This is a genomic window from Gallibacterium salpingitidis, assembly GCF_001678495.1.
Lineage (GTDB): Bacteria > Pseudomonadota > Gammaproteobacteria > Enterobacterales > Pasteurellaceae > Gallibacterium > Gallibacterium salpingitidis.
Genome location: NZ_JTJL01000050.1, coordinates 17,237 through 37,689, shown reverse-complemented (window position 1 = coordinate 37,689; position 20,453 = coordinate 17,237). Strand labels below are relative to the sequence as shown.

General features: G+C 36.1%; 20 protein-coding genes and 1 CRISPR repeat array. Of the genes, 13 read left to right on the top strand and 7 right to left on the bottom strand.

Going from position 1 to position 20,453, the window contains the following annotated elements; all coding sequences use genetic code 11:
* Window positions 1-8 precede the first annotated feature (8 nt).
* Both sohB and pepT read right to left on the bottom strand, forming a co-directional pair.
* On the bottom strand, window positions 9-1,097 hold the full coding sequence (gene sohB, locus QS62_RS09190; RefSeq protein ID WP_066109166.1) for a protease SohB: 1,089 nt from the start codon (window positions 1,095-1,097) through the stop codon (window positions 9-11).
* 157 nt (window positions 1,098-1,254) lie between these two features.
* Complete coding sequence (gene pepT, locus QS62_RS09185) at window positions 1,255-2,496, bottom strand: peptidase T (protein ID WP_066109164.1); 1,242 nt, start codon at window positions 2,494-2,496, stop codon at window positions 1,255-1,257.
* A 274-nt stretch (window positions 2,497-2,770) separates the two neighbouring features.
* Between pepT and potA the strand changes: the two genes are divergently transcribed.
* Genes potA through potC form a run of 3 tightly spaced genes read left to right on the top strand, consistent with a single transcriptional unit; the run spans window position 2,771 to window position 5,503 of the window.
* Window positions 2,771-3,892, top strand: a complete 1,122-nt coding sequence (potA, locus tag QS62_RS09180) for a spermidine/putrescine ABC transporter ATP-binding protein PotA (protein WP_066109161.1) — start codon at window positions 2,771-2,773, stop codon at window positions 3,890-3,892.
* Window positions 3,873-4,733 carry a spermidine/putrescine ABC transporter permease PotB gene (gene potB, locus QS62_RS09175; protein WP_066109206.1) on the top strand — a complete coding sequence of 287 codons (861 nt, stop codon included), beginning with the start codon at window positions 3,873-3,875 and terminating at the stop codon, window positions 4,731-4,733. Before potA ends, potB begins: the two co-directional genes overlap by 20 nt.
* Window positions 4,733-5,503 (top strand): spermidine/putrescine ABC transporter permease PotC, encoded by a 771-nt coding sequence (gene potC, locus QS62_RS09170; RefSeq protein ID WP_066109158.1) that lies wholly within the window; start codon window positions 4,733-4,735, stop codon window positions 5,501-5,503. The genes potB and potC overlap by 1 nt, the downstream gene beginning before the upstream one ends.
* Window positions 5,504-5,582: 79 nt before the next feature.
* Here potC and ppx read toward each other — a convergent pair whose 3' ends face one another.
* Both ppx and ppk1 read right to left on the bottom strand, forming a co-directional pair.
* On the bottom strand, window positions 5,583-7,109 hold the full coding sequence (gene ppx / locus QS62_RS09165) for an exopolyphosphatase (RefSeq protein WP_197496292.1): 1,527 nt from the start codon (window positions 7,107-7,109) through the stop codon (window positions 5,583-5,585).
* Window positions 7,110-7,115: 6 nt separating this feature from the next.
* Entirely contained in the window at window positions 7,116-9,194 is a 2,079-nt protein-coding gene (gene ppk1 / locus QS62_RS09160; RefSeq protein ID WP_066109203.1) for a polyphosphate kinase 1, read from the bottom strand.
* A gap of 356 nt (window positions 9,195-9,550) precedes the next feature.
* Here ppk1 and QS62_RS09155 point away from each other — a divergent pair, with 356 nt between their 5' ends.
* The 4 genes from QS62_RS09155 to QS62_RS09140 all read left to right on the top strand — a co-directional run bounded on the left by QS62_RS09155 (window position 9,551) and on the right by QS62_RS09140 (window position 13,818).
* Entirely contained in the window at window positions 9,551-10,570 is a 1,020-nt protein-coding gene (locus tag QS62_RS09155) for an extracellular solute-binding protein (protein WP_231923701.1), read from the top strand.
* Window positions 10,571-10,675: 105 nt separating this feature from the next.
* A complete protein-coding gene (locus QS62_RS09150) occupies window positions 10,676-11,845 on the top strand; it encodes an MFS transporter (RefSeq protein ID WP_066109150.1) in 1,170 nt (389 codons plus the stop codon).
* 60 nt (window positions 11,846-11,905) lie between these two features.
* Entirely contained in the window at window positions 11,906-13,372 is a 1,467-nt protein-coding gene (cls, locus tag QS62_RS09145) for a cardiolipin synthase (RefSeq protein ID WP_197496291.1), read from the top strand.
* 11 nt (window positions 13,373-13,383) lie between these two features.
* Window positions 13,384-13,818: a GNAT family N-acetyltransferase gene (locus tag QS62_RS09140; RefSeq protein WP_066109197.1), complete on the top strand. Its 435-nt coding sequence runs from the start codon at window positions 13,384-13,386 to the stop codon at window positions 13,816-13,818.
* Here QS62_RS09140 and QS62_RS09135 read toward each other — a convergent pair.
* Window positions 13,815-14,507, bottom strand: a complete 693-nt coding sequence (locus QS62_RS09135; RefSeq protein ID WP_066109144.1) for a CidB/LrgB family autolysis modulator — start codon at window positions 14,505-14,507, stop codon at window positions 13,815-13,817. The two genes, QS62_RS09140 and QS62_RS09135, sit on opposite strands and share 4 nt — an antisense overlap.
* Entirely contained in the window at window positions 14,504-14,917 is a 414-nt protein-coding gene (locus QS62_RS09130) for a CidA/LrgA family protein (RefSeq protein WP_066109141.1), read from the bottom strand. The genes QS62_RS09135 and QS62_RS09130 overlap by 4 nt, the downstream gene beginning before the upstream one ends.
* A gap of 84 nt (window positions 14,918-15,001) precedes the next feature.
* On the opposite strand from QS62_RS09130, the gene QS62_RS09125 reads away from it, so the two are divergent.
* The 6 genes from QS62_RS09125 to QS62_RS09100 all read left to right on the top strand — a co-directional run bounded on the left by QS62_RS09125 (window position 15,002) and on the right by QS62_RS09100 (window position 19,675).
* The gene (locus QS62_RS09125) at window positions 15,002-15,688 is read left to right on the top strand and encodes a thermonuclease family protein (RefSeq protein WP_066109138.1); all 687 of its coding nucleotides are present in this window, start codon (window positions 15,002-15,004) and stop codon (window positions 15,686-15,688) included.
* Window positions 15,679-16,902 (top strand): aminotransferase class V-fold PLP-dependent enzyme, encoded by a 1,224-nt coding sequence (locus QS62_RS09120; RefSeq protein ID WP_066109135.1) that lies wholly within the window; start codon window positions 15,679-15,681, stop codon window positions 16,900-16,902. The genes QS62_RS09125 and QS62_RS09120 overlap by 10 nt, the downstream gene beginning before the upstream one ends.
* A complete protein-coding gene (locus QS62_RS09115; protein WP_066109132.1) occupies window positions 16,899-17,291 on the top strand; it encodes a SufE family protein in 393 nt (130 codons plus the stop codon). Before QS62_RS09120 ends, QS62_RS09115 begins: the two co-directional genes overlap by 4 nt.
* Window positions 17,292-17,356: 65 nt before the next feature.
* Window positions 17,357-17,749, top strand: coding sequence for a cytochrome b562 (locus QS62_RS09110; protein WP_066109129.1), 393 nt, complete (start codon window positions 17,357-17,359; stop codon window positions 17,747-17,749).
* Window positions 17,750-17,949: 200 nt separating this feature from the next.
* Window positions 17,950-18,817: direct repeats of the CRISPR family, unit length 28 nt; unit sequence GTTTCCTGCCGCATAGGCAGCTTAGAAA.
* A 277-nt stretch (window positions 18,818-19,094) separates the two neighbouring features.
* Window positions 19,095-19,391: a type II toxin-antitoxin system RelE/ParE family toxin gene (locus tag QS62_RS09105; RefSeq protein WP_066109126.1), complete on the top strand. Its 297-nt coding sequence runs from the start codon at window positions 19,095-19,097 to the stop codon at window positions 19,389-19,391.
* Window positions 19,392-19,393: 2 nt separating this feature from the next.
* Entirely contained in the window at window positions 19,394-19,675 is a 282-nt protein-coding gene (locus QS62_RS09100) for an addiction module antidote protein (protein WP_156550117.1), read from the top strand.
* A 319-nt stretch (window positions 19,676-19,994) separates the two neighbouring features.
* On the opposite strand, the gene QS62_RS09095 is transcribed toward QS62_RS09100, so the two are convergent.
* Window positions 19,995-20,426: a YbjN domain-containing protein gene (locus QS62_RS09095; protein WP_066109119.1), complete on the bottom strand. Its 432-nt coding sequence runs from the start codon at window positions 20,424-20,426 to the stop codon at window positions 19,995-19,997.
* Window positions 20,427-20,453 lie beyond the last annotated feature (27 nt).

Genomic DNA, 20,453 nt, shown 5'->3' with positions numbered 1-20,453 from the left:
CTCAACCATTAAAAGAAAGTTCTACGATCTTGATATAACGCTTTTTCTAACACACTCGTTGCGCTTTCTTCCGCTTGTTTGCCAAGTTTTTGTACTAATGATTTTTTCACACAATATTTCACTTGCAACACATCCTTTTCAGTAATCGCCTGTAAAATCAAATCATCACTCGTTTTTACTTCATCAATTAAAGCTAAATCTAATGCCTGTTTACCAAACCAATGTTCGCCTGTTGCGACTTTTTCAATCTCAACTTGCGGACGGTGTTCTGCGACAAATTGCTTAAATAATTGATGAGTTTCTTCCAATTCTTGTTGGAATTTTTGTTTACCTTTCTCGGTATTTTCACCCAATACAGTTACTGTTCTTTTATATTCCCCAGCAGTCATCACATCCACATCCACATCATGTTTCTTCAATAAACGATAAATATTTGGGACTTGTGCCACTACGCCAATAGAGCCAATAATCGCAAATGGTGCAGCGACAATTTTATTAGCCACACACGCCATCATATAACCGCCGCTCGCTGCCACTTTATCCACTGCAATAGTCAATGGGATCTGTTTGTCGCGTAAACGTTGTAATTGAGAGGCTGCAAAACCATAACCATGAACGACACCGCCAGGGCTTTCTAGGCGTAATAACACTTCATCTTTTTCCGGACGAGCTACTGCTAAAATTGCATTTAGTTCTTCACGTAATGCCGCTGCTGCATTAGCTTGAATATCGCCATTAAAATCTAGCACAAACAAACAAGGCTTTTGTTCCGCAAACAGGTTTTGTTCAGTTTGACTTTGTTCTGTTTTCTCTGCTTGTTTTGCTTTTTTCTTAGCTGCTTTCGCTTCTGCTTTTTCTTGCTTTTTACGTGCTTTTTCTAATTGTTTAACTTGATGTTCATCTAAACGAAATGTTTTCAACAGTTGTTGCTGATCTTCATATTGATGATTTAAATTGGTAATACGCAACTCACCAGCTTTAGCATGATTTTTCTGTTTTAATACAAAAATAACTGCAAAGATAACGGCAACCACCACTACCAAGGTAATCACTTCTAAAATAAACACACTATAATTCATTAATATATCTGACCACATTCCTTTTGCCCCTTTTCTTTAGGTGATGACTGAAAGCGGTCTATGATACTTGATTTTTTAGCTTTGTTCATTATTTCAGAGGGAATCTTCATACTATCTCGACAAAAAAGCCAAGTCAGTTATTCACTAATCTTGGCTTTTTACTGTTTCGTTTGCTTTAACGTTGTGCCAATTGCGCTATCTCAATAATCACTTTTGTCGCTTGCTGCATCTCATCTAAGCTCGCCAGCTCATGCTTACTATGGAAATTATAGGCACCAGTAAAGAGATTTGGACAAGCAATACCATTTTCTGACAACCAAGCACCATCAGTACCACCGCGAATAATCTTATGTTTGGCACTGATACCGCATTTCTCCATTGCTAATTCAGCCACTTTAATACTTTGCGGCACTTTTGCTACTGCATTAAACATATTGTGATAGCTATCTTGAATTGTGATATCAATACGATCAGCTAATTTATGTTGTTTAGCAAATTGTTCTACAAGATTGCAGAGGAAGGTTTTACGTTGCGCAAAACCTTCATCACTAAAATCACGAATGAGATATTTCATTTCACAATATTCAATATCACCAGTCAGACTATCTAAATGGAAAAAACCTTGTCGATCAGTTGTCTTTTCTGGTACCTCTTCTCTAGGCAATAACTGATGCAAGTCACAAGCTAATGCCAAAGCATTCACTAATTTATCTTTCGCATAACCTAAATGTATAGATTGACCTTTAATGGCGATAGTCGCAGTCGCAGCATTAAAATTTTCATATTCCACTTCACCTAAACCGCTGCCATCTATCGTATATGCCCAATCACAAGCAAACTGCTCTAATGGGAAAAATTGCATTCCGGCACCAATTTCTTCATCTGGGGTAAATGCTACACGAATATTCACGCGTGGCAGACGATGACTAATAATTGTTGCTAACGCTGTCATAATTTCCGCAATACCCGCCTTATTATCGGCACCCAATAAAGTAGTACCATCAGTAACAATTAAGGTATGACCAACTAATTTCTGTAAAAAAGGTGATGTGACAGGGCTAATAAACTCTTCGCCCAATCCTAGCGCAATATCGCCGCCACGATATTCACTAATCACTTCAGGTTTTACATCTTTTCCTTTAACACCTGGATAAGTATCTAAATGTGCAATTAAACCAATTGTCGTTTGATTATTCGGAATATTAGAGGGTAATAATGCAGTAACAACACCATGGGAATTCATCTCTACTTGCGCTAAACCTAATCCTTTCAATTCATCTCTTAGGTATTCAGCTAATAGCCATTGACCGCGACTGCTTGGTGAATGTTTTACCCCTTCTTTAGATTGGGTATCAAAACTAACATAATTTAAAAAACGATCTAATAAGCCATTTTTCAACGTTTCTTCTGAGTACATCATATTTCCCATTATTTTGCTAAAAAGTTCATATTAAATTCAGGCATAAAATGCTATCATATCCGCCGTTTAATAATATGATATAAATCAACACCTTTCGCGAAATTTTATCGTTAAAAATTTGTGAAATTGGGTATATTTTTTTAAATCGCAAAAAAATTTTTTAATAGACACTTTCAATTATGGGGTGATCACTATATCATTGCGAGTTTCTTGTAGAATGTAATTCTCGTGGGTATGTGAATTTATTGACTTAGGAGGAAAAACAAAGCTAGTGGAAAATCCAGTACAACAAAAGCCAATTATTGAATTGCAATCTGTCACTAAAGCTTATGACGGGAAAACTATCATTAAAGATATTAATCTTACAATCAATAATGGTGAATTCTTAACTATTTTGGGGCCTTCTGGCTGTGGTAAAACCACGATTTTACGCTTAATTGCAGGTTTTGAAGAAGTTAATGCTGGACGCATTATTTTAGATGGACAAGATATTACTTCCATTCCAGCTGAACAACGCAATATTAATACCGTATTCCAAAGCTATGCGCTTTTCCCACATATGACAATTTTTGAAAATGTGGCTTTCGGTTTGCGTATGCAAAAAGTACCTAACGAAGAAATTAAACCTCGTGTACTTGAAGCATTAAGAATGGTGCAATTGGAAGAATTTGCAGATCGTAAACCAGCGCAACTTTCTGGTGGTCAGCAACAACGTGTTGCTATTGCTCGTGCGGTGGTAAATAAACCAAAAGTGCTATTACTGGACGAATCCCTTTCTGCATTGGATTATAAACTTCGTCAGCAAATGCAGAATGAATTAAAAGCTTTACAACGTCAACTTGGCATTACCTTTATTTTTGTAACACACGATCAAGAAGAGGCACTAACAATGTCCGATCGTATTATTGTGTTGCGTCAAGGTAAGATCGAGCAAGATGGTACACCACGTGAAATTTACGAAGATCCGAAAAGTTTATTCGTGGCGAAATTTATTGGTGAAATCAATATTTTCGACGCTACTGTTTTACACCGCGTTGATGAAAAACGGGTACAAGCCAATGTTGAAGGACGTATCTGTGACATCTATGTAACTCGTCCTGTCGAAGCGGGACAAAAATTAAAAGTATTACTTCGTCCTGAAGATATTCGTATCGAAGAAGTACACGATAAAGAGGCTCATGAAGGTTTAATTGGTTATGTGCGTGAACGTAACTATAAAGGTATGACCTTGGAATCTACCGTTGAATTAGAGTGCGGTAATCGGGTGCTAGTCAGCGAATTTTTCAATGAGGATGATCCAGATGTTGATCACTCTCTTAATCAGAAAGTCGCTATAACTTGGGTTGAAAGCTGGGAAGTGGTACTTGACGATGATGAAGATAACAACGCGTAAATTTCAGAATTTTACTGTTACTATTATTTTTGCTTGGCTAATATTCTTTGTATTAGTGCCAAATCTTTTGGTATTAATTACCAGTTTCTTAACTCGCGATAGTAGTAATTTAGTCGAATTTACTTTTTCATTAGACAGTTATAAACGTTTAATTGAGCCGCTCTACGCACAAGTATTGTGGAATTCCCTCTATATGTCGGGAATTGCCACTATTATTTGTTTGGTGATTGGTTATCCATTTGCATTTATGATTGCCAAAATGAAACCTGCATTCCGTCCAGTGATGTTGTTCTTAGTGATTTTACCTTTCTGGACGAATTCATTGATTCGTATTTATGGTATGAAGATCTTCCTAGGTGTAAAAGGTGTGCTAAATAACACTTTATTATGGCTAGGTATTATTGATACACCAATTCGTATTTTGAACACTGAAGTCGCAGTCATTATTGGTTTAGTCTATATCCTATTACCATTTATGATTCTGCCACTTTACTCATCAATTGAGAAATTGGATCAACGCTTATTAGAAGCAGCGAAAGATCTTGGTGCGAATGCGTTTCAACGTTTTGTGAAAATTATTGTTCCATTAACAATGCCGGGCATTATTGCTGGTTGCTTATTAGTATTATTACCTGCAATGGGAATGTTCTATGTAGCAGATTTACTTGGTGGTGCGAAAGTTCTATTAGTTGGTAACGTAATTAAGAGTGAATTCTTAATTGCACGTAACTGGCCATTTGGTTCTTCAATCAGTATTGCATTAACGATTCTGATGGCACTTTTATTGTTCATTTACTACCGCGCTGGTAAGTTGTTCAACAAGAAATCGGAGTTGGAATAATGAAACGTTCACTACGTAATCTCTTTTTATTTTTGGTATATGCTTATTTGTATATTCCAATCATTATTTTAGTTATTAACTCTTTCAATTTAGACCGTTATGGGTTGTCTTGGAAAGGGTTTAGTTTTAACTGGTATGAACGTCTTGCCAACAATAATACTTTATTACAGGCGGCGTTCCATTCCGTCACCATTGCTTTCTTTGCGGCAACGGTAGCAACATTAATCGGATTATTAACCGCTATTGCGCTTTATCGTTATCAATTTAAAGGCAAAAAATTCGTTGGTGGAATGTTATTTATCGTGATGATGTCGCCAGATATTGTGATGGCGGTATCATTATTAGCATTATTTATGCTAGTTGGTATTTCACTAGGCTTTTGGTCATTATTATTTGCGCACGTTACCTTCTGTTTGCCTTATGTGGTTGTTGCAGTCTTCTCACGTTTGAAAGGTTTCGATGTGAAGATGTTAGAAGCTGCACGTGATCTTGGCGCAAGCGAAACAACTATTTTGCGTAAAATTATTGTACCGTTAGCGTTACCGGCGATTGTTTCTAGCTGGTTGTTAAGTTTTACCATTTCATTAGATGACGTGGTGGTATCTTCATTCGTAACTGGCGTAAGTTATGAAGTATTACCGCTAAAAATCTTCTCATTAGTGAAAACTGGGGTAACGCCAGAAGTTAATGCGTTAGCAACAATTATGATTGTATTCTCATTAACCTTGGTGATTTTAAGTCAGATTATTTCCCGTAAAGATAGAACTTAATCAGTTATCAGTCAAAAATAAACCCACAACTCCAAAAGAGTGTGGGTTTATTCATTTAAAAACGTTGTACAGTAACTCATTATTGTACTGAGAAATGAACACCTACAGTGCGCAGATTATTTTGTTCCTCTAACAAATCATTTTTCGTCAATGGATTTCTTTCTAAATAACCGGGCTCAAATTCTAATTCCCATTTATTCGCCTCAGCATTAACATGCAACGCAAATTTCTCCGTTAATTCTGTCGCACGACGCGAGCGATTAATAATAACCGCAAGGCGCAACATAATAATCAGACTTAGAATATCTTGATTGTTATATCGACTACCTTTCGGTAAATCTAATTGCTTCAATGATTTGAGATGAAAGCGAATTAACGTCACTAATAATTTCTTTTGCATAGGATCAAAACCGGGCAATTCACTATTTTGCAAAATATAGGTCGCATGTTTATGAGATCCACTATGATTTACTACCATACCGGTTTCGTGTAGTAACGCTGCTGCTAATAGAATACTTTGCAACTCCTCAACTTGTTCGCCATTTTGCCAACGTTGGTAACGCTTTGCTAATAAAATCGCAGTATCGGCAACTCGTAACGCTTGTTCTTTATCAATCCAGAAATGCTCAATCAAGCTGATAACTGTCCGTTCACGAATATCATCAACTTGAAAATCATGCTCAAAGCTATACAGCACACCTTCACGCAATGCACCATCGGAATAGCGCATTTGTTCAATTCGATAATTTTCAAAAACAGCACTCAAAATCGCAACGCCTGCTACAAAGATACCAACACGATCTTCGCTCAATCCTGCAATTTTCAGTTTATCAAATGAATCAAACTTTAAAATTAAGGCAACTACTTGTTGTAACGTTTTCGTCGTAATAATACCGTCCGGATTAAAATTTTCGGCGATAACCTGGCTAATCGCTTTAATCGTTCCAGATGCCCCTAATGCTGAATCCCAGCCTAGATGACGATATTCCCACGAGAGATCTTCGATCCTAGATAGAGCCGTTTTCTGGGCTAAATTAAATTGTTTTTCGCTAATCTTACCATCAGGAAAAAAAGCCTTAGTAAAGCTAACACATCCCATATGGCGACTTTCTGCTAATTCTGGCGTGAAACCTTTACCAATGATCATTTCTGTTGAGCCGCCACCGATATCAACCACAAATTTGCGCCCATTTTCTGGCTGAGTATGCGAAACGCCCAAATAAATTAACTTCGCCTCTTCAGCACCAGAAATAATGCGAATCGGGAAAGGGAAAACCTTTTTTGCCGCTTCTAAAAACTCATCACTATTCTCTGCTCGACGTAATGTATAGGTTGCAACAACCTTTACCTGTTCCGCTGAAAAGCCTTGTAAACGTTCCGCAAATAGCGCCAAACAATCTACACCGCGTTGAATCGCCTCTTGGCTTAAATGGTGTTTTTCATCTAAGCCACTCCCTAGTTGTACTCGTTGTTTTAATCGCGATAACACTTGAATCGAGCCATTGACCACTCTCACAATAATCATATGAAAACTATTCGAACCTAAATCAATCGCAGCAAATTCTTTATGCTGAGAAGTTGTCAATGTTTTTACTCCATTCATCATTACATCCTATTTTTCATTAGCTCTCGCAGCTAAATAATCATAGATGGCAAGTTGAGAACGACATCGTGGTTCATCATTTTGCACATAATTATTTTGTTCTTTACTGTCAATCACTCGCGCTTTGACATTATCTGCAAGCTGTATATTTAAAATATCAATCACACATTGTTTAGCATCTGGATCGAGCAAAGGTGTACCAACCTCAATGCGTCGATCAAGATTTCTAGTCATCCAATCCGCAGAAGAGATATAAACATCAGGATCACCATTATTAGCAAAATAATAGACTCTCGGGTGTTCTAGAAAACGATCCACAATACTAATAATATCAATGTTATCGCTTAATCCTTTGACTCCAGCTTTTAATGAGCACATTCCGCGCACAATCATTTTAATGGTAACGCCTGCTTGACTTGCTTTATATAACAAATCAATCATTGCCTCATCCACCAGATTGTTGATTTTTAAAATAATACCGCTCTTTTTACCTTTTGTTGCATTTTTTATTTCACGATTAATTAAAAATTCTAATCTTTTGCGGACATTGATTGGTGAAACTAGCAAATAAGCAAATTTTGCTGGACCAAAAGGCATTTCAATAAAACGGAAAACGCGTTTTACCTCTTCTGTCAGTGCTTCATTTTTCGTGAGCAACGCAAAATCAGTATAAATTGTCGCTGTTTTCTCGTGGAAATTTCCTGTACCAATATGTGCATAATCCACTAATTTGCCATTTTCATTACGTGTAATCAGAAATAATTTGGAATGAATTTTAAATCCGGCTGGAGAAAAAATAACTTTAATATTGCTTTCTGTTAAACGTTTTGCCCAATGAATATTCGCTTCTTCATCAAACCTTGCTTGCAATTCAATAATTACTGTAACTTGTTTACCATTATTAGCAGCATTCAATAATGCTTCAATAACTAAAGATTGGCTGGCTACTCGATATAAATTAATTTTTATGGCAACCACATTAGGGTCAAAAGAAGCTTGGCGTAGAGTTTCACAAATCACATCAAAACTATGGTAAGGATAATAAAGCAAAATATCTTTCTTACTAATGGCATCAAAAATAATTCGCTCTTTTTTTAATTGTGGATGTTTAATCGTAGGTAATGGTGCATTGACTAATGCTTTATTACCTAAATCTGGAAATTTTAATAGATGATTAAAACTTAAATAACGCCCACCCGCTTCAACCAAATCAAGATTGGTAATATGTAAGCGTTTTTTTAGCATTTTCAGTAAGTTTTTCGGCATAGATTTTTCATATAAGAATCTTACCGGTTGTGCAGTTAAACGTTGTTTCAAACTTGATGACATTTGTTCCAATAAACTATATTCCACTTCTGTCACCAAATCATATTCCGCATCACGCGTCATTCTGATTGAATAGGCATTGATCTCATCATAATCAAACACCGTTTCAGAAAAGATATCAGATAAGCAAAAACGCAACACATTATCTAACAACACAATACTTTCATGCCGTTTATATTTTTCTTTTGGTAAGACAATAAAGCGAGGTAACACATCGGAATGAATTGGTAAAATCGCCAAATTTTGGATCTTTTTATGTTTTCTTAATTCAATAATTAGATTGGAATTGTGTGTGCTTAAAGAGTGCAACAGATCAATTTCTTCATTAAGAATGATTGGGAAAATATGCTGCTTAATTTCTTTCTTAAAATATTTTTTTAACCACTCTTGATGGAATGGTGAAAGTTGAGTTTCATTCAAGACAAAAATTTTATGCTTTGCTAAACGCAGCATTAAGCGATTATAGATTTCATAAAACTGATTATTCAAAGCTTCCGTACGTTGCTGAATAATCTCTAATTGCATCCGTATTTGTTTCGTAAGGGAAGGATTCTTTTCTTTACTAATCAGTAATTTATGTTTTAGGTTAGATACTCTGACTTGATAAAATTCATCTAGATTAGAGGCAAAAATACCTAAAAAACGAATTCTTTCTAATAATGGATTACTTTCGTCATAAGCTTCCTGCAATACTCGTTCATTAAATGATAGCCAACTTAATTCTTTTAACGTATAACATTCTGTGTCTTGTTCTGCTGTCATTACCATACCTCAACTCCCATAACGTTACCTTTCATAAATTATAAACTGTCATCTTAACGAATGAATGTGGCAGTTAAATGACAATTATGACTCTTTTTTATACATTAATCTCTGTAATAATCTATTTACAATAAATTTTATTATTTAATTGTATTTATTAGCATTAATGGTTGCCATATTGGTAAACACTTTATACAATGGCCTTCCTTGTCTGATGTGTTTTCTCAACACGTTATCCATCAACAAGTACCTACAAAAATCATTTTGATTTTTATATCCGCTTGGCTTTGGTCGAGCTATGGCTTTAATTAACTATAACGGAGAATTTTGTGAAAAAAATCACTACTTTATTAGGTATTAGTACACTTGCTCTTGGTATTCATGCGGTTGCTCACGCAGAGGGAGATACCGTTTATCTTTATACTTGGACAGAATATGTACCTGACGGTTTATTGGATGATTTCACCAAAGAAACTGGTATTAAAGTAAACGTGTCTAGTCTTGAATCTAATGAGACTATGTATGCTAAGTTGAAAACTTTAGGTGATAGTGCAACCTATGATGTTATTGCACCATCAAACTACTTCGTATCTAAGATGGCAAAAGAAGGAATGCTATTGCCTTTAGATCATAGTAAATTGCCTGTGATTAAAGATCTCGACCCAAATATGTTGAACAAGCCTTATGATCCAGGTAATAAATATTCACTTCCTCAACTTTTAGGTGCTCCAGAAATTGCTTTCAATACTGACACTTATAAAGCAAATCAATTTACTTCTTGGGCTGACCTTTGGAAACCTGAATTCAAAGGAAAAGTACAATTATTAGATGATGCGCGTGAAGTGTTTAATATTGCACTATTAAAACTTGGCGAAGATCCAAATACTAAAGATCCTGCCGTTATCAAAAAAGCATACGAAGAATTATTAAAATTACGTCCAAACGTATTATCATTCAACTCAGACAACCCAGCAAACTCATTTATCGCAGGTGAAGTCGAGTTAGGACAATTATGGAACGGTTCTATCCGTATTGCTAAAAAAGAAGGTGCGCCAGTTAATGCAGTTTACCCGAAAGAAGGTCCTGTATTATGGGTAGATACTTTGGCAATTCCAAAAACATCTAAAAACCCTGAAGCAGCACATAAATTAATTAATTACTTATTAAGTCCAAAAGTAGCAGCTCGTTTAGCAACTGAAATTGGTTATCCAACCACCAATTTAAAAGCGAAAGCAATGTTGCCAAAAGAGATTACTGAAGATCCAAGCATCTACCCACCAGCGGAAGTGCTTAAAAACAGCTACTGGCAAGACGATGTTGGTGATGCAATTCAATACTACGAAAACTATTACCAACAACTAAAAGCAGCTGAATAATTTTTTATTCACCAATCTATGTAACATACACCCTCTTTTTAGAGGGTGTATTGTTTGTGAAATAAATTAATTTCTCACTGAGAGTTTTCAACAATAAGAATAAAAATGAAAAAACAAAATACCACTTTTTTAATTCTGGGCATCATTATGATTGGTGTCGTATTGCGTGTGCCTTTTACTGCTATTCCGCCTATTTTGCAACAAATCGCTGATGAATTTGCGATTCCTATTAGCTCATTGGGTATCTTAACTACTCTGCCATTGTTAATGTTTGCATTGGTTTCCCCTTTTGCTGCTCGCTTAGGACAAATCTTTGGGATTGAAAAATTATTCGCCTTAGTATTAATTTTGATGATACTTGGCTCTACGATCCGTATTTTTTCGTTACCGCTGTTATTCACTGGTACCATCATTATTGGTATTGGAATTGCCGTATTAAATGTCTTATTACCAAGTGCCATTATGGCAAATTATCCTAGCCGCCTAGGTAAATTAACATCACTTTACTCATTGGCAATGACTTTTGCCACTATAATCGGTTCATCGCTAGCAATTCCAATTACTCAAATGAGCAATTGGCAAACTATGATCTTAGTATTATCTGCAATACTACTACTTGCATTAGTTATCTGGTTGCCGAACGTTAAACACAATCACTATTTAGAGAAACCACACAATCAATCACAAAAAAATACTTTATTTAAAAATAAATATACGTGGTGTTTGGTGGTATTTGGCGGCTTACAATCACTTTATTTCTATACAACTCTCGCTTGGTTACCAACAATGGGACAACAGGCAGGACTTTCTGCAAGCACCACTGGATATCTGTTAGGTATCTATATGTTAGTAACCATCCCATTAATGATATTTTTACCATCAGCATTTATCCGTTGGTCAAGCCGTACTCGCCAACTTGTCGTTGCCGGCTTTATGTCTATTTCTTTTATTGGCGTTGCGATGATGTTGTTAAATTACAATAACTTCACCTATTGGTTATTAGTCAATATCTTTACTGGTTTAGCGGGTGGTGCGTTATTCCCTTATTTATTAACAATGTTGTCAGTAAAAACTACATCGCCAACCAATACCGCAAGATTATCCGGTATTGTGCAATCTGGCGGTTATTTATTAGCGGCTTGTGGTCCGATCTTATTTGGTTATGGCTACGGTTTCTGGCATAGTTGGGCTCCACAAACTTGGATACTACTAATATTAGTTGTTATTATGGCGATTGCCGCTTGGTTTGTAGAACAAACTGATAAGATTATTTAAAGTGTGAGAAAATCGGCACATTGCCGATTTTCTAATTCATAGCTTGATAGTATAAAAATAATGGTAAGTACAGATATTACAACAATTTTACAATATACCATTCCAGCGCTAATCTGGATTTGTATGGTTTCTATTACCTTACGTCTACTTACCAAACAACAAGCAATTTCTGTGACACTTTCGTGGTTACTTATTGTTTATGTAGTGCCTGTTATCGGTATTATTGCCTATTTCATCTTTGGTGAAATTAAATTAGGATCGCGTCGCGCTAAATTATTCCACCAACTACGACCAAAATACATTGCGTGGTTTGAACAATATCAACAGTACAAAAATATTATCGAAAGTAGCGAGGCTTTACGCTATCGACCGCTATTTGATTTATGCCAGCAACGGCAAAAAATTCCCTGCATTCTCGGTAATGATCTACATATTCTGAATACCCCGGAAGACATTATCCAAAGCATTATTCAAGATATTGAGAAGGCAAGATTCTCAATTAATATGACCTTCTATATTTGGCAAAGCGGTGGCTTGATTGAACAGGTGGAACAGGCGCTCATTTCTGCTTATCAACGTGGTGTACAAATTCATATTTTATTAGATTCCGTTGGTAGCCGCGATTTCTTAAAAAGCAAACATTGCCAACAATTGCGTAAACAAGGGTTAATGTTTTTTGAAGCGCTGCATGCAAATCCATTGCGAATGTTTTTGGAACGAATTGACTTACGCCAGCATCGTAAAATCGTCGTGATTGATAACCAAATTTCTTATACCGGCAGTATGAATATGGTTGATCCTAGCCAATTCAAACAAAATGCTAATGTTGGTCAGTGGATTGATATTATGGTAAGAATGGACGGCCCCGTCTCTTCTATTCTAAATCATCTGCATGCTTGGGACTGGGAAATTGAAACCGAACAACAACAATCTCTTGCTTTTACCCTCTGTCCACTATTGCCAATTGAAAAAGACAATTCCCATGCAGTACAAATTTTGGCAACTGGACCGGGTTTCCCAGATGACTTAATGTCACAGGCATTATTAACGGCTATTTTCTCAGCTCGTAAATCAATTACAATCACTTCACCCTATTTTGTACCAATGCAAAGTATTGAAGATGCTTTAAAAATTGCTGCACAACGTGGTGTCGCAGTCAATATTATCTTACCGCAAAAAAATGATTCAACGATGGTGCAATGGGCGAGTCGTGCTTTATTTGATAATTTACTTGCTGCTGGCGTAAAAATTCATCAATTTACCGGTGGGCTACTACATACTAAAAGCATTCTGATCGATCAACGTTTAGCACTCGTCGGCAGCGTTAATATGGATATTCGTAGCTTTTTATTAAATTTTGAAGTGATGATTATTGTTGAAGACCGCGATTTTGCAAAAGAGATTGCTGCCTTACATCAAAGTTATTATCAACAAACTATGCCTCTTAACTATCAACAATGGCGCAAACGCCCTTTATGGCAGCGTATTATTGAACGCCTCTTTTTCTTCTTTAGCCCTTTGCTATAACTAAAATGATGATGCAATTACACTGTAAAACTTTCTCACAATTAACAACAACAGAATTATTCCAGATTTATCAGGCAAGAACGGCAATTTTTGTTGTTGAACAGCAATGCCCTTATCAAGAAGTCGATCACATCGATTGCATAGCCACACATTTATGGTTCACGATTGATCAGCAATTAGTTGCTTATGCCAGAATTTATCAACAGCAAGAGGAAGTTCATTTTGGGCGTGTTTTAGTAATGCCTGAATATCGTGGTCAAGGCATTGCTAAACAATTGATTACACAAGTGCTCACTTTTATTCAGCAAACTTCACCAAATTTACCTATCGTGATTCAAGCACAACATTATCTGCAAGCGTTTTATCAACACTTTGGTTTTGTTGCCACTTCAACAGTTTATCTTGAAGATAACATTCCACACATTGATATGTGTAAGGCGCTTTAAAAGATTTTCACAATAATCAGCACTAAATCAAATAATAATGGTGCAATTAAAGAGGTAATCACGCCGCAAAGTACCAACGCAATGGAACTATAAGTACCAGCTTTTTTATCAATCTCCATACAGGCAGCTGTACCCAATGCATGTGAAGCTGTACCAATCGCCAAACCTGCCGCTTCACTACTTTTGATCCGTAATAATTTGATGATCGTGTAGCCAAATACTGAACCAATCAAGCCTGCAATAATGACTAATACCACTGTAATCGTTGGTACGCCACCAATAGTACCCGACACCGCCATTGCCAATGGTGTGGTAATCGACTTCGCAAACAGGGTCGCCATTACCTGTTGATCACCGCCCAACATAAACGCGACTAATGCACCACTCATCATCGCAACTGCTGATGAAATTGTTGTGATAAATAAAATACTGCGCCAATATTGTTTAATTTGCTTTAATTGTTCATAGAGCGGTAAAGCTAATGCAACAATAGATGGACCTAATAATTCACTCAAAGGTTTATTGCCAGCGATATAATCGTGATAAGGAATATCAAAGATTAATAAAATTGCAATTAACATACAGACTGTAATCACAAAAGAATTGAATACTAATGACTTAATTCTTTTATTGATAGCAACAGCAAGTGAAAAGGCGACAATAGTCATCGCGCAATACAGATAAATCATTTTGCACCTCGTAAACTACGTTTTTTTGCCTTTTTACGCAATTTAGCAAATGAATTATAAGAGAAGAAGTAATCAGCTAACAACGCGGTAAAAACCAATACCAAACAGGTACTAATAATAGTTGGAATTAATAAAGATAACGCCTGTTTAGTCAAAATATCAAAATAATCTATGATACCGACGCTAAGAGGAATAAATAGTACCGACATATAGCGGATTAATAATGCACCACTAGGTAAAACCCATTCTTCTTTAATCAGTTTTAGTGTCAATGCTGCGAATAGTAACAACAATCCCCAAATGCTCGCTGGAATACCAATAGGTAAAAGATAATTGATCCCTTCACCAAGGTATAACATGGCGTATAAAATAGCGAGTGAACGTAATAGAGCAACGATTTTATGAAACATCATCGATAGAAATGTGTAATAATATTGGACCTATTCTACTCTCATTTTGTGATCAATGTCACTTTTTTAAATAAATTTAGTGTTATGAAAAGAATAATTATTGCATTTTTATTTACTTTAGTTGCAATCAACAGTTTTGCCGCTCGTGAAATTCAATGTCGCGTAGTGAGTATCAGTGATGGTGATACCTTTACTTGCTTATTAAAAAATAATAAACAAATTCGCGTACGTTTAGCACAAGTTGATGCACCAGAAAAAAAACAACCTTATGGTGATCGTTCTCGCCAATTACTTTCCCAATTGATTTTTAAGAAAAACGTTACGATTCAATCAGATGAATATGATCGTTATGGACGTGTAGTGGGGCAAGTATTGGATGCTAGCGGAAAAAATATCAATTTAACGATGGTGCAACAAGGTTTAGCCTGGGCTTATCGTGAATATTTACATGGCAACCAATACCTACAAGCCGAAACAGAAGCAAGACAAAAAAGACTTGGATTATGGCAAGATGAGAATCCAATTTATCCAAGCAATTGGCGCAAACATGAGAAAAATCCAAGTGCACCATTAGCGCAAAATCCAACGGCTCCTCTGCTAGCATTACCAAAACCAGGAAAAACCAGCGTGACTAGCAACAATTGTGGCACTCGCCGCAGTTGTAAAAGTTTCTCATCTTGTGCAGAAGCTACCCAATTTTTTAAACAATGTTCTGCTGATTACTTAGATGGTAATCATGATGGTATTCCTTGTAATTCATTATGCCGTTAATGACTATGCCAATTTTTGATCTTGAAAATTTTCGGGCGGAATTTCCTTTTTTGCAGCAGAATCCAACTGCAGTTTATTTAGATTCGGCTGCAACAACATTACGCCCGCAAACATTAATTGAAGCAACAACCCAATTTTATTGTTCGGCTGGTTCTGTACATCGCAGCCAATATGATTGGCAACAAACGCAACTATTTGAACAAGCACGTCAAATCACTGCTGAATTTATTGACGCAGAGGATAGTTCGTGCATTGTTTGGACATCGGGCACCACTCATAGCATCAATACGATTGCTTACGGTTTACGACATACATTGTCGCCAAATGATGAAATCATTATTAGTGAAGCTGAACATCATGCTAATTTTGTTGTTTGGCAACAACTCGCATTGGCACACAAAGTAAAACTGGTTGTCTTGCCACTGCAAGCCAACTATCAAATTGATTCAGCTGCACTAAAACAAGCGCTTTCACCACAAACCAAAATTGTTGCATTAAATCTAGTTTCGAACGTGACAGGTTATCGGCAGCCATTAGAACAATTTTGTCCGTTAATTCGTCAATTGGCACCAAATGCCTTTATTGTTGTTGATGCAGCGCAAGCAATATTACACCAAAAAATTTCACTACAACAAATGGATATTGATTTCTTAGCATTTTCCGCTCATAAGATATTTGGGCCAACTGGCTTAGGGGTATTATCAGGAAAGAAATCAGCATTACAGCAATTAACACCACTTTTATTTGGTGGGAAAATGGTGCAACAAGTCACCAACCAACAAACTACCTTTCAAGAATTACCTTATCGCCTTGAAGCTGGTACACCAAATATTGCTGCGGTTATTGGTTTTGGCGCAGTCTTACAATGGTTGCAACAATACGATTTTGCCCAATTAATGGCTTATACCCAACAATTAGCACAACAATTTCGCCAACGTCTAACGCAATATGCTAATTGCCAAATATTCAGTGATATTGATAGCCATATTATTAGCTTTGTGTTTCAACATATTGATAATAGCGATTTGGCAACTCTATTGAGCGAACAGCAAATTGCATTACGCACAGGGCAACATTGCGCACAACCTTATCTACATTTTTTACAACAGCGCGGTACCTTACGTATCTCATTAGCGCCTTATAATCATCAACAGGATCTAAATTTATTTTTTAATGCTTTGGATAATGCTCTCGCTATCTTGGAGGATGAATGACTTTTGCTGAAATTGAAACACTCTTTGCACAATGCACAAGTTGGGAACAACGCTATCGTCAACTGATTTTGCTAGCAAAACAATTACCGAAACCCGACGAGCATCTACTTGAGCAATTACCGCTAATTGAAGGTTGTGAAAGTCGTTTGTGGTTTAAAATCTTTTATCAAAATCAGCAATGGCAATGTATTGCTTATAGTGAGGCGCGCATTTTGAATGGCATTCTTTTTATCTTACAAACAGCAATTAGCGAACAAAACGGTGAGCAACTGAAAACATTCCAAATTACTCCTTTATTACAACAATTAAAAATTGAACAACGTTTGACTGAAACTAGGTTAAACAGTCTTAAAAACATCGAAAAAATAATTAGAAATAGTATTAATTAAACGTTATAGTTGTTTCGCTTGTTAACTTATTTTTACGATTTTGTATAACTAATAAAGGAGTGATGATGAAAACAACAACTTTAATGAAAACTGTACTATTTAGTGGTTTATTAGCTTTTAGCGCCTTTAGTATGGCTGATACTGTTGCTCAAGAAATGCAGTTTTTTGCTAAAAATATTGGACCTGCGTTAAAAGCTGATAATGCAGAAACTATGCAAAAACACCTTTCTGAACTTAAAGCTGCAGCACAACGTTCACTTGATCTTGTACCTGGCAGCTTAGCGAATAAAGGTAAGGATAGTGCTGAATTTAAAGATTATCAGCAAGGTATGCAGCATTTTATCACTGTTATTGACGAATCTTCCGCGTTAGCAGCAAAAGGCGAACTTGAGCAAGCCAAAGAGAAAGCCAAAACGTTACTTTCTATCCGTAATGATTATCACAAAAAATATAAATAATTAATTTCTAAAAACTACACCTCATCTACTTTTATGTATTTGGGTGTAGTTTTTATCTATATTAGTTTTACCCTTTATTTTTCAATATAAATAACCTTTTGATTTATAACAATTTTATTTTTATTGATAAAAAAGGTTTTTTTATTAATTTTATATTCTAAACCCTTGTCACTCTTCTTTTCGTCACATATTATGTTCTAGTTTCCTGCCGCATAGGCAGCTTAGAAAAACCGATGAACTCCTTAACAGCGTAGATCGAAGTTTCCTGCCGCATAGGCAGCTTAGAAATTTTGGGTTGAAAGGGTTAATGACAGTGGTTGGTTTCCTGCCGCATAGGCAGCTTAGAAACTCTTCAATTAAAAATGACACTCCCGCAAAGCGTTTCCTGCCGCATAGGCAGCTTAGAAAATTTGTTTTAAAAAGTCGTAGTTCTTTTTGACGTTTCCTGCCGCATAGGCAGCTTAGAAATTTACAAACAAACATTGGTGTCGCAGTAGTATGTTTCCTGCCGCATAGGCAGCTTAGAAATTGCGTGAAGCGGATTATCCTTATCTCCAATAGTTTCCTGCCGCATAGGCAGCTTAGAAATCCTAAGGCTAATAAATTTACTAATTGATAAAGTTTCCTGCCGCATAGGCAGCTTAGAAAATGCACCTGTATAACGACGAGGGCGAGCATTTGTTTCCTGCCGCATAGGCAGCTTAGAAAAGAATATACTGTTACACAAGCCTTAACCAGATGTTTCCTGCCGCATAGGCAGCTTAGAAAAAAATCTGGGCTTTGATGCTATTGACCGTATCGTTTCCTGCCGCATAGGCAGCTTAGAAATTTAACATGCGCGCCGATTTCACCGATTTTGCGTTTCCTGCCGCATAGGCAGCTTAGAAAAGATCCAACACCAATCTATTTTAGAGTTAAAGGTTTCCTGCCGTATAGGCAGCTTAGAAAATCAAGTTTCTTTTGGGTCGCAAGTTTTCTCGGTTTCCTGCCGTATAGGCAGCTTAGAAAATTTTTATAGCAACTTTACCTTGCTCAGTATCGTTTCCTGCCGCACAGGCAGCTTAGAAAAAACATTGTAGCAATCTCTCGATCATACGTTTTGCACTCAAGCAAATAAGCAACGCTACCCTTGATTCTGGATTCACCTCTCTTAGAACCAACAGACACAGTTTTCTGCTCATGGGTTACTCAACTTTATAATTGATTGATTACTTACCAACATCACCACACCAATCTGTAGGGTTAAATGCGGCTAGTTTTATCTGTTTTATTTTTTATAAAAAGTGTGAACTATGGTTTACATTTTGTGAAAAGTTATATAATGTAACCATACAAGGAGAGATAAATGATTCAGATAAAATCAACAGAAACCTTCAATAAATGGTTAAGTAATCTTAAGGATTTACGCGCAAGAGCAAAAATCCAAGTAAGAATTAAAAGATTACAATTCGGCAATTTTGGTGATGTCAAACCCATAGGTGAAGGAGTATCAGAACTTAGAATTACTGAAGATAAAGGTTATCGAGTTTATCTCAAGAATCAGAATGATGTTATTGTGATTTTGCTATGTGGTGGAGATAAATCTACACAAGAATCAGATATTAAAAAAGCAAAATCTTTGGCAAAAGAATTAGGAGTTTAATAATGGAAAAACTACACGATTTTGATATGTCTGAACATTTACGCACAGAAGAGGAGATTCAGCTTTACCTCAATGAAATTTTGAAAGAAGGTAATGTTGATTTACTTCTTTCCGCTTTAGGTGATATTGCCAAAGCTAGAAACATGAGCCAAATTGCTCGTGAAGTTGGTGTAACAAGAGAGGGCTTATATAAAGCGTTATCTGGGCGTGGTAATCCAACATTTGCAACTGTCTTTAAAGTAATGCAAGCGTTGAATTTAAATTTAGAAGTGAAGCACGCTTAACTCAAACTTATCTATTTTCTTAGTTTAAGAAAACGTATTTACTCAAACTATTCAGTTGTTAAGTATTAGTTGTCCTAATAGACAAAAGTGTGGGAAAAAAGTGGTTTGAGGTCATATACTATAAGGCTTCAACCACTTTTTTAGCAGCCATTTTGTCTACTATACCTAGGGGTTACCCAGTGTGAATTAGCTGTGCAGCTAGGTTGGTGCAACCGAGAATTACTAATGTTTCCTGCCTCATAGGTAGTAAAAAACCACACTATAACTTTATCGGTCATAGTGCGGTTTCACTATAAATTATACAAAATAGATTTAGAAATTAATTCCAGATTGATTTCATTACAGTTTTGTAAGATTCATTAAGGTGGTTAATTAATACTTCAAACATTGCATAAACTAAGTCACCATTAATTTTCTCACCTTCAGTTAATAGGCAAGTATCTAAAACAATTGCATTATCATTATCTAGATAATATTTAAATGATTTATATTGTTTATTGAAATCGTTCAATAATACTCTTACTTTTTCTAATGCTTCTTCTGATTCAACTTTTGGTGCAACTAACACGCGGATCATTGCATAAATAGAATCATCTAAAATTACAATAGTAGGTAATTGGTTACCACCAATATCAAGATGTGAACGAAATACCACAGTATTTAATGCATCATCTGCAATTTCTTCAACAACAAAAGCATCTACCTTAGCGTTATCTAAATAACTTTTGAAACTTTCAGCTTTTTTATTCACTTTATTTTCTCCTATGAGTAGTAATAG